A 14,122-nucleotide genomic window follows, 5' to 3' on the forward strand; every position below is an offset into this window, starting at 1 on the left:
GATGACGCGGTGATTCAGGATTAAGACTGCGGATCAACCCGATCCAACGCCCGATTCACCGCCAACTCCGCCAGCATGATGATCTGTTGAATTGCCAACACTGTATTGCGCTGCGGGCCGATCAGGTGGGTAGCGAAATCGCTGGCCAGAACACTGGCCGAAGCCAATGACTCACAAGCTTGAGCCAGAAGACTTTCAGTATCGCTGTCCGGGGAAACCAGGAACATCGTGCTGGGGCGACGTGGTTTTGCGGCGTAAGGTTTGGGCGGATCGAGGTAGTAGTCGAGGGCGCGTTTTATGGCTTCGCGGTCTTTGAGTAATTCTTCGGTGCGCGATGCTTCGGCGTTGGGGGTGGTGGTATTGAAGGGTGGATCCGGGATTAACTTATCCATAAAAAACTCCTACTTATTGAGTGGAGCCATCCGCTTGTCGTTTCCACACGACAAAGAGGTGGCAGCTGTACGCGGGGTGGAAAACCGGTAAGTAGGCACCCGGCCAGACCGAAGTCTGCCCACGCACAGCCGCCATAACGCAGTTTGCAGACGAAAGAAGGCATCGGCAACGATTACGGTGGTGATGCAATGCAACTACTTAAGGTTCAGGTTTCCACACCTGCTCGCTGGTTTTGCAGCGACAGCCAAAGACTAGAGAGCCCGCTTCCGACGGACAACCTGAAAAACATGTGGGAAGGTTCTGATGTTTTTACCAACCAATAAACATTGTCGCCCGTAAGGCCGCCATCGCGGGCAAGCCCGCTCCCACAGTGGAGCGGTGTATACCTGCAATAGACTGGTCGGCTGTCAGGCCGCCTTCGCAGGCAAGCTCCCACAGTTTGATTTGTGTACATCCAGGGAACGGTTGGTCGGCTAGAAGGCCGCCAAGCCAACAACCCGCTTGAATATGCCGAGATAGAGGGGTCTCCCTTACAAACGGATATTTCCGCCAGTCTCACCAACAACGCTACCCTCAGGAAAACACCGCCGCCAAGCCCTCGGGGACTCCATGGAAAGAACCACCGTAAAACCACTTCTACTCGCCCTTACCCTCGCCACAATCGCCACCACCGCCCCACTCGCCCAAGCCGCCACCACCCTGGTCTATTGCTCCGAAGCCAGCCCCGCCGGCTTCGACCCCAGCCAATACACCAGCGGCACCGACTTCGACGCCTCCGCCGAAACCGTCTTCAACCGCCTCACCCAATTCAAACGCGGCGGCACCGAAGTCGAGCCCGGATTAGCGACCAGTTGGGATGTGAGCAAGGACGGCCTCAGCTACACCTTCCACCTGCGCGACGGCGTGAAATTCCACACCACCGACTACTTCACCCCGACCCGCGACTTCAACGCCGACGACGTGTTGTTCACCTTCCAGCGCCTGCTGGACCCGGACAATGCATTCCGTAAAGCCTACCCCGCCGAGTCGCCGTACTTCACCGACATGGGCCTGAACACCACGATCAAAAGCATCGACAAACTCGACGACCACACCGTGCGCTTCAGCCTGAACAACATCGACGCCGCGTTCGTGCAAAACCTCGCCATGAGCTTCGCCTCGGTGCAATCCGCCGAATACGCCGCGCAATTGTTGAAAGAAGGCAAAGCCGCCGACCTCAACCAGAAACCGGTCGGCACCGGCCCCTTCGTGTTCAAGCGCTATCAAAAGGACTCGCAGATCCGCTACGCCGCCAACAAGGCCTACTGGAAACCCGAGGACGTGAAACTCGACAACCTGATTTTCTCGATCACACCCGACGCCGCCGTGCGCTTGCAGAAGCTCAAGGCCGGCGAGTGTCAGGTCAGCGGCTACCCGCGCCCGGCAGACATCGAAGTGATGGAGAAAGACCCCAACCTGCGGGTACTCAAGCAAGCCGGTTTCAACCTTGGCTTCCTCGCCTACAACGTGACCCATCCGCCACTGGACCAGCTCAAGGTCCGTCAGGCCCTGGACATGGCTATCGACAAACCGGCGATCATCAAAGCGGTCTACCAGAGTGCCGGGCAACTGGCGCAGAACGCTTTGCCGCCGGCGCAATGGTCCTATGACCCGAGTATCAAAGACGCACCGCACGACCCGACCAAAGCCCGCGCGCTACTAAAAGAAGCAGGGGTTGCGCCCGGTACTACTATCGATTTGTGGGCCATGACCGTGCAGCGTGCCTCCAACCCCAACGCGCGGATGTCGGCACAGATGATCCAGCAGGATTGGGAGAAAGTCGGCATCAAGGCCAACATCGTCAGTTACGAATGGGGCGAGTACATCAAGCGCGCCAAGAACGGCGAACACGACGCCATGATTTACGGCTGGACCGGCGACAACGGTGACCCGGACAACTGGCTCGGCGTGCTCTATAGCTGCGCCGCCGTGAAAGGCAGCAACTACGCCAAGTGGTGTGACCCCGCCTACGACAAGCTGGTGCAGCAAGCCAAGGTGTCCACGGACAAACAGCAGCGGGTCAACCTGTACCAACAGGCACAGCAAATCCTTAAGCAACAAGTGCCGATTACACCGATTGCGAATTCGACGGTGTTCCAGCCACTGCGCAAGGAAGTTACCGACTTCAAGATCAGCCCTTTCGGCCTTACCCCCTTCTATGGAGTGGGTATAAATAAGTAACACCAGGCTCCAACCGGGTGCGCCAAACGCCCCGGTTGCCCCTTGTCGGTGCGCGATTTGCACCGTAAAAAACCTGCGCAAACGGTCAAATACCTCAGTATTTATACATATGCGACATTAAGGTACGTTCGTTCCACTGTTTAAGGTTTGGAGCCATTCAGGATCTTGCATTGGGTATGGCCCCTGCATAAGTATCCGCAGGTCGACTCACGAGGTCGTCCTCTAATTCCAAAAATGACAACAAATCATGAGGCCACCATGCTTAAACACGCGGTCATTCCGTTTTTAGTCGGCGCAAGCTTATTAGCCAGCGCACCTTTCGCCCAAGCGGCGACTAACCTGGTGTTTTGCTCCGAAGGGAGCCCGGCCGGTTTCGATCCTGGTCAGTACACCACCGGAACCGACTTCGACGCCTCTGCAGAAACCATGTTCAACCGCCTGACCCAGTTCGAGCGCGGCGGCACCGCCGTTATTCCTGGCCTGGCGACCAAGTGGGACATTTCCGATGATGGCCTGACTTACACCTTCCACCTGCGTGAAGGCGTCAAGTTCCACACCACCCCGTACTTCAAGCCGACTCGTGAGTTCAACGCCGACGACGTACTGTTCACCTTCAATCGCATGATTAACAAGGATGACCCGTTCCGTAAGGCGTACCCGACTGAATTCCCGTACTTCACCGACATGGGGATGGATACCAACATCACCAAGATCGATAAAGTCGACGACCACACCGTCAAGTTCACACTCAAAGAGGTTGATGCCGCGTTCATTCAGAACATGGCCATGAGTTTCGCCTCGGTCCAGTCCGCCGAGTACGCTGCCCAGCTGCTCAAGGAAGGCAAAGCCGCCGACATCAACCAGAAGCCGGTCGGTACTGGCCCGTTTGTGTTCAAGAGCTACCAGAAAGACTCCAACATCCGCTACACCGGGAACAAGGACTACTGGAAGCCTGACGACGTGAAGATCGACAACTTGATCTTCGCCATCACCACCGACCCGTCGGTGCGTATTCAGAAGCTGAAGAAGAACGAGTGCCAGATCACTCTGTTCCCACGTCCAGCCGACTTGAAGGCGCTGAAGGAAGACAAGACCCTGAAAGTGCCTGACCAGGCCGGTTTCAACCTGGGTTACATCGCCTATAACGTGATGGACAAAATCAAGGGCAGTGATCAGCCAAACCCGATGGCCCAGTTGAAAGTGCGTCAGGCACTGGACATGGCTGTCAACAAGCAACAGATCATCGACTCGGTTTACCAGGGCGCCGGCCAACTGGCTGTCAACGCCATGCCACCGACCCAATGGTCTTATGACACCACCATCAAGGATGCCCCGTACAACCCTGAGAAAGCCAAAGCGCTGCTCAAGGAAGCCGGCATCAAGGAAGGCACCGAGATCAACCTGTGGGCGATGCCGGTGCAGCGTCCTTACAACCCGAACGCCAAGCTGATGGCGGAAATGCTGCAGTCCGACTGGGCCAAGATCGGTATCAAAGCCAAGATCGTGACCTATGAGTGGGGCGAGTACATCAAGCGCTCCAAAGGCGGCGAAAACGGCGCGATGCTGATTGGCTGGAGCGGCGACAACGGTGACCCGGACAACTGGCTGAACGTACTGTTCGGCTGCGACTCTCTACAGGGCAACAACTTCTCCAAGTGGTGCGACAAGAAATTCGACGGCATCGTTAAAGAAGCCAAGCGCACTACCGATCAGGCCAAGCGCACCGAACTGTACAAACAGGCGCAACACGTCCTCAAAGACGCCGTTCCAATGACACCTATCGCTCACTCGACGGTGTTCCAACCCATGCGCGACAACGTGCAGGACTTCAAGATCAGCCCGTTTGGCTTGAACTCCTTCTACGGCGTCAGCGTCAGCAAATAAGGTTTGGCAACGGCGACGTTCTTCACGTCGCCGTTGCTTTATCTACCGAGAAAGTAGGAATTCACTGACAGCCAAATCCACTGCGCACCACAGCAGAGGCTTAGGACGCGTCGCCTTTTCCTACGAGTCTTTCAGACTCTACACATTTACTGCCAGACCCACGGCTCATACCGTCGGGATCTGACCAGTTCATGCGTGGGCTCTCGGTTTGCTGCATGCAATGGTTTGAGAGCAATGAAGCCCCACGTCCCCGGACGGGACAACGGCTCATTGCACAACACTAAAAAGAGGGAGCGTCATGCGCCATACCTTGGTTTTATCCGCATTGCTGGGCACCGGCCTGTTGGCCGTCACTTCCATTAGCCAGGCCGCCAATAACAGCCTGGTGTTCTGCTCCGAAGGCAGCCCGGCGGGCTTCGACACCGCGCAATACACCACGGCGACCGATAACGACGCCGCCGAGCCGCTGTACAACCGATTGGCAGAGTTTGAAAAAGGCGCTACCAACGTCGTACCGGGCTTGGCAACGAGCTGGGATATTTCCGAGGACGGCCTCAAGTACACCTTTCACCTGCGCGAAGGGGTGAAATTTCACACGACCAAATACTTCACACCGACCCGCGATTTCAACGCCGATGACGTGCTATTCACGTTCAATCGCATGCTCGATCCGCAGCAACCCTTCCGAAAGGCTTATCCAACCGAGTTCCCGTATTTCAACGGGATGAGCCTGAACAAGAACATCGCCAAGGTCGAGAAGACCGGGCCGCTGACCGTGGTGATGACGCTCAACAGCGTCGACGCCGCGTTCATCCAGAACATCGCCATGAGTTTCGCCGCGATCCTTTCTGCCGAATACGCCGACCAGTTGCTGGCCTCCGGCAAGCCGAGCGACATCAACCAGAAGCCGATCGGCACTGGCCCGTTCGTGTTCAAGAGCTACCAGAAAGATTCCAACATCCGTTACAGCGGCAACAAGCAGTACTGGGACCCGAGCCGGGTCAAGCTCGACAACCTGATTTTCGCCATCAACACCGACGCCTCGGTGCGCGTGCAGAAGCTCAAGGCCAACGAATGCCAGATCACCCTGCACCCGCGCCCGGCCGACGTGACCGCGCTGAAAAACGATCCGAAGCTGCAACTGATCGAGAAGCCTGGCTTCAACCTTGGTTACATCGCCTATAACGTGCGGCACAAACCGTTCGATCAGCTCGAAGTGCGCCAGGCGCTGGACATGGCGGTGAACAAGCAAGGCATTCTCAACGCCGTCTATCAAGGCGCCGGCCAACTGGCGGTCAACGCCATGCCACCGACCCAATGGTCCTACGACGAGACGATTAAAGACGCCGCCTACAACCCGGAAAAAGCCAAGGAACTACTCAAGGCTGCCGGCGTCAAGGAAGGCACTGAAATCACTCTCTGGGCCATGCCGGTTCAGCGTCCGTATAACCCCAACGCCAAGCTGATGGCCGAAATGCTCCAGGCGGATTGGGCGAAGATCGGCCTCAAGGTCAAGATCGTCAGCTACGAATGGGGCGAGTACATCAAGCGCACCAAGAACGGCGAGCACGACATCAGTCTGATCGGCTGGACCGGTGACAATGGTGACCCGGACAACTGGCTCGGCACGCTGTACAGCTGCGATGCCATTGGCGGCAACAACTACTCAATGTGGTGTGATCCGGCTTACGACAAGCTGATCAAGCAGGCCAAGGTCGTGACTGACCGTGACCAGCGCACCGTGCTCTACAAACAGGCGCAACAGTACCTCAAGCAGCAGGTGCCGATCACGCCGGTCGCCCACTCGACGGTTAACCAGCCGTTGAGCGCCAAAGTCGAAGGATTCAAGGTGAGTCCTTTCGGTCGTAACGTGTTCTCGGGCGTCAGTATCGACCAATAACCGATTAGCCAGAACGCTGGGGGCGGATTCCGCCCTCATGCAAGCGTATTGCCGTAATTCGCCAATCTGGCCTATAGCAAACGTTTGCGATGCCTGCATGAGTTCTAAACCAAATAGCCGGATCACCAAAAAAGACCGGCATTAAAAAAAAGAAAGTAAGGAGCTTCACCCATGAAACTGAGCAGCACCGCGTTATTGGCCTTGGCCATCAGCAGCGTGACCGCCACGGCTTACGCTGAATCCCAGAGTCAGGCTTTCACCCCGGTTACGGTCAACACCAAAAGCGCTCAAGCCGAAGCAACCGGCTTTGTCGAAGGCCAATCGGTCACCGGCAGCACGCGTAACTGGTACGCCAACGAACAACTGAAACGTGGCGCCAAGTTCAGCTACAAGAAAGACGGTGTATCGACCCCGACTGATCGTCGTATCAACTGGGTTCAGGGCACCATCCTCAAGTACAACTCCGGCTTCACTGAAGGCACCGTAGGTTTCAGCACCGAAGTGGCGGCCTACAACGCCATCGCTCTGGATCGTGATCGCAAGGATCTGGCGTCCAACAACGGCGGCGCACCGGGTACCCGTCCTGGCGCGGGCAACAACCGTACCCTGACCGAAGAAGGTGGCGACGCCGTCGGCCAGTGGAGCAAACTGGGCCTGGCCAACGTCAAGGCCCGTGTGTCCAACACCACCCTGACCGCTGGCCGCCAGAACTTCAGCAGCCCGATGGTCGATGTCATCGGTAACCGTGCGCTACCTTCGAGCTTCCAAGGTGTGGCCATCCACAGCGAAGAGCTGAACAACCTGGCTTTCGACCTGGCCACCTTCGATCGCAACTCTCCGCGTACCGAAGAAAGCCAGCGTAAATTCCGTACCGAATACGCCAACGGCATCGTTGAAACCGATCACGTCTACACGGGCGGTATCACCTACACCCCATTCGCCAGCCTGACCACCAGCCTCTGGGCGACCCAGGCCGAAGACATCTGGAACCAGTACTACTTCGGCGCCAGTCATGTGCTGGGCGACAGCCAGGTCCTGAGCCTGACCACCGGCCTGAACTACTACAAAACCCAGGAAGAAGGTAAAGCCCTCATAGGCAAAATCGACAACGACACCTACTCCCTGTCGTTCGGCCTGACCCACCAGGCTCATAGCCTGACCTTCTCCTACCAGGAAGTGAACGGTAACGAGTACTTCGACTACCTGCACGAAACGAACGGCATCTACCTGGCCAACTCCCTGCTGTCGGACTTCAACGGCCCGAACGAGAAGTCCTTCCAGATTGCCTACGGTCTGAACATGGCCGAATACGGCGTGCCTGGCCTGAAATTCAACATCTACCAGGCTCGCGGCTGGGGCATCGACGGCACTCACTACACCGGCAACGGCGGCGTGGCGGACAAGGGTTACGACGGTATCCAGAGCCAGGATGGCGAACACCACTATGAATACGGCATCGGTGCTTCGTACGCAGTGCAGAGCGGTCCACTCAAGGCCACCGCTATCCGCGCGACCTACACCGCTCACCGCGCCAGCGAAAACCAGGCGGATGGCAGCATCAACGAGTTCCGTCTCGTGACCACCATCCCGTTCAACATTTTGTAAAACGTATGCCTGCGGCTGGCTCATGATGAGTCGGCCGTCTGGCTTTTCTGTTCAACCGATTGCAGAGGGCTCTAGATGAAAATGCTTCCCCTACGAGCGGCCATCGCTGCCGCGTTGCTGAGTGTCGCCGTTGGCGTCTCGGCCAAACCCTTGGTGGTCTGTACCGAAGCCAGTCCGGAAGGCTTCGATATGGTCCAGTACACGACTGCAGTCACAGCCGATGCGGTGGCCGAAACCATCTTCAATCGTCTGGCGGACTTCAAGCCCGGCACCACTGAAGTGATCCCGGCACTGGCCGAGTCGTGGGACATCAGCGACGACGGTCTGACCTACACGTTCCACCTGCGCAAAGGCGTCAAGTTTCACACCACCGATTACTTCAAGCCGACCCGCGACATGAACGCCGACGACGTGGTCTGGAGTTTCCAGCGTCAACTGGACCCGAAACACCCATGGCACAAACTGTCGAGCGTGGGCTTCCCGTACTTTGAAAGCATGGGCTTCAAAGAGCTCCTCAAAAGCGTCGAGAAAGTCGACGACAACACAGTCAAATTCACCCTGACCCGCCGTGAAGCGCCGTTCCTGGCCGACATCGCCATGGCCTTCTCCTCGATCTACTCCGCCGAGTACGCCGATCAGTTGCTCAAGGCCAACAAGGCCGGTGACCTGAACAACAAGCCAATCGGCACCGGCCCGTTCGTCTTCCAGCGTTACGCCAAGGACGCTCAGGTTCGCTTCAAGGCCAACCCGGACTACTTCCGCGGCAAACCACCGGCTGATTCGCTGATTCTGGCGATTGCCACCGACAACAACGTGCGCCTGCAAAAGCTCAAGGCCAACGAGTGCCAGATCGCGCTGTATCCGAAACCGGATGACATCCCGAGCATCAAGAAAGACACCAACCTGAAGGTTGATGAGCTCAATGCGATGACCGTTTCGTACATCGCGATGAACACCTCGCACAAGTACATGAGCGACGTGCGCGTGCGTAAAGCCATCGACATCGCCTTCGACAAGGCTGCGTACGTCAACGCGCTGTTCGGCAAAGGCAATGCGACCGTGGCGGTCAACCCGTACCCGGACACCCTGCTGGGCTACAACCACAAACTGACCAACCCGCCGCGTGATCTGGACAAGGCTCGCGCCCTGCTCAAGGAAGCCGGCGTACCGGAAGGCACCACGTTTACCCTGTTCACCCGTAACGGCGGCGGCCCGACCAACCCGAACCCGATGCTCGGCGCGCAGATGATGCAGGCCGACCTGGCCAAGGTCGGGATCAAGGTCGATATTCGTGTCATGGAATGGGGCGAAATGCTCAAGCGCGCGAAAAACGGCGAGCACGACATGGTGTCCGCCGGTTGGGCTGGCGATAACGGCGATCCGGATAATTTCCTGACGCCTATGCTCAGTTGCGAAGCGGCCAAGAACGGCGAAAACTACGCTCGTTGGTGCAATGAAAAGTTCCAGACGTTGATCGACGAAGCCCGGGCTAAAGTTAATCCGGACGAACGCACGGTGCTCTACGAACAGGCCCAGGCCGTTTTCAATCAGGACCAGCCGTGGATCAGCATGGCGCACACCCGTATGTTCACCGCAATGCGCACCAACGTAGAGGGCTATCACATTAGCCCCCTCACCACTAATAACTTCGCCACCACCCAGGTGAAGTAGATAAGAAACGCCCGGCATCGCTGACCCCAGCGCTGCCGGGCACGCCTAACCGGCTGATGAGGTACCACACAAGATGTTTAGTTTTATTGCCCGCCGATTGGGGTTACTGATCCCCACGTTCTTCGGCATCACCTTGCTGACTTTCGCGTTGATTCGCATGATTCCAGGCGACCCCGTGGAAGTAATGATGGGCGAACGCAGAGTCGACCCCGAAATGCATGCTCAGGCAATGGAACGCCTAGGTCTGAACAAACCCCTGTATGCCCAATACCTGGATTACATCGGCAAGTTGGCCCACGGCGATCTCGGCGAATCCCTGCGTACCCGTGAAAGCGTCTGGACCGAGTTCAGCTCTCTATTCCCCGCGACCCTGGAACTGTCCATGGCCGCCCTGTTGTTCGCCGGCATCCTGGGCCTTCTGGCCGGGGTGATCGCGGCACTCAAGCGAGGATCCCTGTTCGACCATGGGGTGATGGGCATCTCCCTGGCGGGATACTCGATGCCGATCTTCTGGTGGGGCCTGATCCTGATCATGTTCTTCTCGGTGAGCCTGGGCTGGACGCCGGTATCCGGACGGATCGACCTGCTCTACGACATCGAGCCGCGCACCGGTTTCATGCTGATCGATACGCTGCTGGCCGATGACGTCGGGGCGTTCTTCGATGCCCTGCATCACCTGATCCTGCCGGCCATCGTACTCGGTACCATCCCGTTGGCGGTGATCGCGCGGATGACCCGATCGTCGATGCTCGAAGTGCTGCGTGAAGACTACATCCGTACCGCCCGCGCCAAAGGCCTGTCGCCATCGCGCGTGGTGTTCGTTCACGGCCTGCGTAACGCACTGATTCCGGTATTGACCGTGGTCGGCCTGCAAGTCGGTACGTTGCTCGCCGGTGCGGTTCTGACCGAAACCATTTTCTCCTGGCCCGGCATCGGCAAATGGCTGATCGAAGCCATTGGCGCACGGGATTATCCCGTGGTGCAGAACGGCATCCTGTTAATCGCCTGCCTGGTGATTCTGGTCAACTTCGTGGTGGACATCCTCTACGGCTTTGCCAACCCACGCATCCGTCATCAGCGCTGAGATCAAGACCATGACCACTCTCACTACACCGGTAGCAGTCGATCAAAGCCTGCTGTATCCGTCCCCGTATAAAGAATTCTGGCACGCGTTCTCCAGGAACAAAGGCGCCGTCGCCGGCCTGATGTTCATGCTGCTGGTGATCTTCTGCGCGATCTTCGCGCCGTGGGTTGCGCCGCATAACCCGAGCGAGCAATACCGTGACTTCCTGCTGACCCCGCCGTCCTGGCTGGAAGGCGGGCAAATCCAGTTCCTGCTCGGCACCGATGAACTGGGTCGCGACCTGCTGTCGCGGCTGATCAACGGTTCGCGCCTGTCCCTGCTGATCGGCTTGTCGTCGGTGGTGATGTCGCTGATTCCGGGCATCCTTTTGGGTCTGTTCGCCGGGTTCTTTCCGCGCGTGCTCGGCCCGACCATCATGCGTCTGATGGACATCATGCTGGCCCTGCCGTCCCTGCTGCTGGCAGTGGCGATTGTCGCCATCCTCGGCCCTGGCCTGATCAACACCATTATTGCCATCGCCGTGGTTTCGTTGCCGTCCTATGTTCGTCTGACCCGCGCCGCGGTGATGGGCGAATTGAACCGCGACTACGTGACCGCCGCGCGCCTGGCCGGTGCCGGTCTGCCACGCCTGATGTTCGTCACCGTGCTGCCCAACTGCATGGCGCCGCTGATCGTTCAGGCCACCCTGAGTTTCTCCTCGGCGATTCTCGATGCCGCGGCACTGGGCTTCCTCGGCCTTGGCGTACAACCGCCAACGCCAGAATGGGGCACCATGCTGGCTTCGGCCCGCGACTATATCGAACGTGCCTGGTGGGTGGTGAGCTTGCCTGGTTTGACCATTTTGCTCAGCGTGCTGGCAATCAACTTGATGGGCGACGGCCTGCGCGATGCGCTGGACCCGAAACTCAAGAACGCCGCCTGAGGAGATTCAAATGTCACTGTTAGAAATCAAGAATCTCAACGTTCGCTTCGGCGACGCCAACGCCGTTCCGGTGGTCGACGGTCTCGACATTACCGTGGACAAGGGCGAAGTGCTGGCCATCGTTGGCGAATCGGGTTCCGGCAAGTCCGTGACCATGATGGCGCTGATGGGCCTGATCGAGCATCCGGGGATCGTCACTGCCGACGCTCTGAATTTCGACGGCAAGAACATGCTCAAGCTCAGCAATCGTCAGCGTCGGCAAATCGTCGGCAAAGACTTGGCCATGGTGTTTCAGGACCCGATGACCGCGCTGAACCCGAGCTACACCGTCGGTTTCCAGATTGAAGAAGTGCTGCGTCTGCACCTGAAAATGTCCAGAAAGGACGCCCGTAAGCGGGCCATCGAACTGCTGGAAAAAGTGGAAATCCCGGGCGCCGCCAGCCGTATGGACGCCTATCCGCATCAACTTTCCGGCGGCATGAGCCAGCGTGTTGCAATCGCCATGGCGATTGCCGGCGAACCGAAACTGCTGATCGCCGACGAACCGACCACCGCGCTGGACGTAACGATTCAGGCGCAAATCATGGACCTGCTGCTGGCCCTGCAAAAAGAGCAGGACATGGGCCTGGTGCTGATCACCCACGACCTCGCGGTCGTGGCCGAAACCGCCCAGCGCGTGTGCGTGATGTATGCCGGCCAAGCGGTTGAAGTCGGTCAGGTGCCACAACTGTTCGATATTCCGGCGCACCCCTACAGCGAAGCGCTGCTCAAGGCCATTCCGGAACACAGCCTGGGTGCCGCGCGCCTGTCGACACTGCCGGGCATCGTTCCCGGTCGTTACGACCGCCCGCAAGGCTGCCTGTTGTCGCCGCGCTGCCCCTACGTGCAGGACAACTGCCGCACCCAGCGTCCGGCCCTTGACCAGAAAAGCAACAGCCTCGCCCGCTGCTTCTACCCGTTGAATCAGGAGGTGGCGTAATGGCCGTCGTACTTACCGCCCGCGACCTGACCCGTCACTACGAAGTGTCCCGTGGCTTGTTCAAGGGTCATGCGACCGTGCGCGCCCTCAACGGTGTGTCGTTCGAACTGGAAGCCGGCAAAACCCTCGCCGTTGTGGGCGAATCGGGTTGCGGCAAATCCACCCTGGCCCGTGCCCTGACGCTGATCGAAGAACCGTCCTCCGGTTCCTTGAAAATCGCCGGGCAGGAAGTCTCCGGCGCCGACAAGGCTCAGCGCAAGCAGCTGCGCAAAGACGTGCAGATGGTGTTCCAGAGCCCGTACGCGTCGTTGAACCCACGGCAGAAAGTAGGTGACCAACTCGCCGAGCCGCTGTTGATCAACACCAACCTGAGCGCCTCGGAACGTCGCGAGAAAGTCCAGGCGATGATGAAACAGGTGGGCTTGCGGCCTGAGCACTATCAGCGCTATCCGCACATGTTCTCCGGCGGTCAGCGCCAGCGAATTGCCCTGGCCCGCGCGATGATGCTGCAACCGAAAGTGCTGGTGGCGGACGAACCGACTTCCGCGCTGGACGTATCGATCCAGGCGCAGGTGCTCAACCTGTTCATGGATTTGCAGCAAGAGTTCAACACCGCCTACGTGTTCATCTCCCACAATCTGGCCGTGGTGCGTCACGTCGCCGATCACGTGATGGTGATGTACCTCGGTCGCCCGGTGGAAATGGGCCCGAAAGAGGACATCTACACCCGTCCTCTGCACCCGTACACCCAGGCGCTGTTGTCGGCCACTCCGACCATCCACCCGGATCCGGACAAGCCGAAAATCAAGATCGTCGGCGAACTGCCGAACCCGCTGAACCCGCCGTCCGGCTGCGCCTTCCACAAGCGCTGCCCGTACGCGACCGAGCGCTGCAGCGTCGAAGAGCCGGCCTTGCGCCTGCTCGACACCCGCCAGGTGGCTTGTCACTACGCCGAGCAATTCCTCGACGGCGCGGCATAAAAAAACGCGCCTTGGCTTTCGGGGCGCGCTTTTTCTGAGTTGACCAGCCCCCTTCCGCCAGACTGCGCATCAGTCCGGCAGGAGGGGTTTTCTTTGGTCCGTCATTTACGTTTGCTTGTCTTCCTCATCCTCCTCATCGGCGTCTGGGTCGTCATCGTCTGATTCGGTCGCAGCGATCATCTGCTCGCTGTGCACGCCTTGCCCGTTCAAGGCCTGTTTTTCATGGTCCTCACATTCTGCCCACGCCACCGCCGACGTGCCGAGGGACAGCATCACCAAAACCTTAAGCAACAACACAATGCGTTGAAAAATACTCATAGCCGATTCCATCCTTTCTTGGGTGACGCATGGATGCCTGAAAGGTACTGAGTGAAATTTAGTTCCGATTGACCGGGTTCTCCAGACAGGACGCTACCGGGTAGCAGAAAATGCCATTGGCGAAGAGATTGGTTTCGAATAAGCCTTATATCCAAACCCACTAACA

General features: G+C 58.3%; 11 protein-coding genes. 9 read left to right on the plus strand and 2 right to left on the minus strand.

The window, feature by feature from the left end; translation table 11 throughout:
- Positions 1 to 20 precede the first annotated feature (20 nt).
- Entirely contained in the window at positions 21 to 392 is a 372-nt protein-coding gene (locus KGB18_RS15545) for a DUF6124 family protein (RefSeq protein WP_123721283.1), read from the minus strand.
- A gap of 610 nt (positions 393 to 1,002) precedes the next feature.
- On the opposite strand from KGB18_RS15545, the gene KGB18_RS15550 reads away from it, so the two are divergent.
- From KGB18_RS15550 to KGB18_RS15590, 9 genes are all read left to right on the plus strand, one after another.
- The gene (locus tag KGB18_RS15550; RefSeq protein WP_123721284.1) at positions 1,003 to 2,613 is read left to right on the plus strand and encodes an ABC transporter substrate-binding protein; all 1,611 of its coding nucleotides are present in this window, start codon (positions 1,003 to 1,005) and stop codon (positions 2,611 to 2,613) included.
- 258 nt (positions 2,614 to 2,871) lie between these two features.
- Complete coding sequence (locus KGB18_RS15555) at positions 2,872 to 4,497, plus strand: ABC transporter substrate-binding protein (protein ID WP_123721285.1); 1,626 nt, start codon at positions 2,872 to 2,874, stop codon at positions 4,495 to 4,497.
- 298 nt (positions 4,498 to 4,795) lie between these two features.
- Complete coding sequence (locus KGB18_RS15560; protein ID WP_123721286.1) at positions 4,796 to 6,397, plus strand: ABC transporter substrate-binding protein; 1,602 nt, start codon at positions 4,796 to 4,798, stop codon at positions 6,395 to 6,397.
- A 171-nt stretch (positions 6,398 to 6,568) separates the two neighbouring features.
- On the plus strand, positions 6,569 to 8,002 hold the full coding sequence (locus tag KGB18_RS15565; protein ID WP_223570196.1) for an OprD family porin: 1,434 nt from the start codon (positions 6,569 to 6,571) through the stop codon (positions 8,000 to 8,002).
- Between the two features lie 75 nt (positions 8,003 to 8,077).
- Positions 8,078 to 9,673, plus strand: a complete 1,596-nt coding sequence (locus KGB18_RS15570) for an ABC transporter substrate-binding protein (RefSeq protein ID WP_223570197.1) — start codon at positions 8,078 to 8,080, stop codon at positions 9,671 to 9,673.
- Positions 9,674 to 9,746: 73 nt separating this feature from the next.
- Complete coding sequence (locus KGB18_RS15575) at positions 9,747 to 10,757, plus strand: ABC transporter permease subunit (protein ID WP_007900379.1); 1,011 nt, start codon at positions 9,747 to 9,749, stop codon at positions 10,755 to 10,757.
- Positions 10,758 to 10,767: 10 nt separating this feature from the next.
- Entirely contained in the window at positions 10,768 to 11,679 is a 912-nt protein-coding gene (locus tag KGB18_RS15580) for an ABC transporter permease subunit (RefSeq protein WP_052965615.1), read from the plus strand.
- Positions 11,680 to 11,689: 10 nt separating this feature from the next.
- Positions 11,690 to 12,658, plus strand: a complete 969-nt coding sequence (locus KGB18_RS15585; RefSeq protein WP_201061959.1) for an ABC transporter ATP-binding protein — start codon at positions 11,690 to 11,692, stop codon at positions 12,656 to 12,658.
- Positions 12,658 to 13,638 carry a peptide ABC transporter ATP-binding protein gene (locus KGB18_RS15590; RefSeq protein ID WP_123721290.1) on the plus strand — a complete coding sequence of 327 codons (981 nt, stop codon included), beginning with the start codon at positions 12,658 to 12,660 and terminating at the stop codon, positions 13,636 to 13,638. Before KGB18_RS15585 ends, KGB18_RS15590 begins: the two co-directional genes overlap by 1 nt.
- Positions 13,639 to 13,743: 105 nt before the next feature.
- On the opposite strand, the gene KGB18_RS15595 is transcribed toward KGB18_RS15590, so the two are convergent.
- On the minus strand, positions 13,744 to 13,956 hold the full coding sequence (locus tag KGB18_RS15595; protein ID WP_123721291.1) for a hypothetical protein: 213 nt from the start codon (positions 13,954 to 13,956) through the stop codon (positions 13,744 to 13,746).
- Positions 13,957 to 14,122 lie beyond the last annotated feature (166 nt).

The organism is Pseudomonas sp. BF-R-26, assembly GCF_019947395.1.
In the GTDB taxonomy this organism is placed as follows: Bacteria; Pseudomonadota; Gammaproteobacteria; order Pseudomonadales; family Pseudomonadaceae; genus Aquipseudomonas; species Aquipseudomonas farris.

Excerpts from the sequence above, each read along its gene's own strand:
- KGB18_RS15550 (WP_123721284.1), top strand. The coding sequence starts at position 1,003 with ATGGAAAGAACCACCGTAAAACCACTTCTACTCGCCCTTACCCTCGCC.
- KGB18_RS15595 (WP_123721291.1), bottom strand. The coding sequence starts at position 13,956 with ATGAGTATTTTTCAACGCATTGTGTTGTTGCTTAAGGTTTTGGTGATG.
- KGB18_RS15585 (WP_201061959.1), top strand. The coding sequence starts at position 11,690 with ATGTCACTGTTAGAAATCAAGAATCTCAACGTTCGCTTCGGCGACGCC.
- KGB18_RS15580 (WP_052965615.1), top strand. The coding sequence starts at position 10,768 with ATGACCACTCTCACTACACCGGTAGCAGTCGATCAAAGCCTGCTGTAT.
- KGB18_RS15555 (WP_123721285.1), top strand. The coding sequence starts at position 2,872 with ATGCTTAAACACGCGGTCATTCCGTTTTTAGTCGGCGCAAGCTTATTA.
- KGB18_RS15565 (WP_223570196.1), top strand. The coding sequence starts at position 6,569 with ATGAAACTGAGCAGCACCGCGTTATTGGCCTTGGCCATCAGCAGCGTG.
- KGB18_RS15545 (WP_123721283.1), bottom strand. The coding sequence starts at position 392 with ATGGATAAGTTAATCCCGGATCCACCCTTCAATACCACCACCCCCAAC.
- KGB18_RS15590 (WP_123721290.1), top strand. The coding sequence starts at position 12,658 with ATGGCCGTCGTACTTACCGCCCGCGACCTGACCCGTCACTACGAAGTG.
- KGB18_RS15570 (WP_223570197.1), top strand. The coding sequence starts at position 8,078 with ATGAAAATGCTTCCCCTACGAGCGGCCATCGCTGCCGCGTTGCTGAGT.
- KGB18_RS15575 (WP_007900379.1), top strand. The coding sequence starts at position 9,747 with ATGTTTAGTTTTATTGCCCGCCGATTGGGGTTACTGATCCCCACGTTC.
- KGB18_RS15560 (WP_123721286.1), top strand. The coding sequence starts at position 4,796 with ATGCGCCATACCTTGGTTTTATCCGCATTGCTGGGCACCGGCCTGTTG.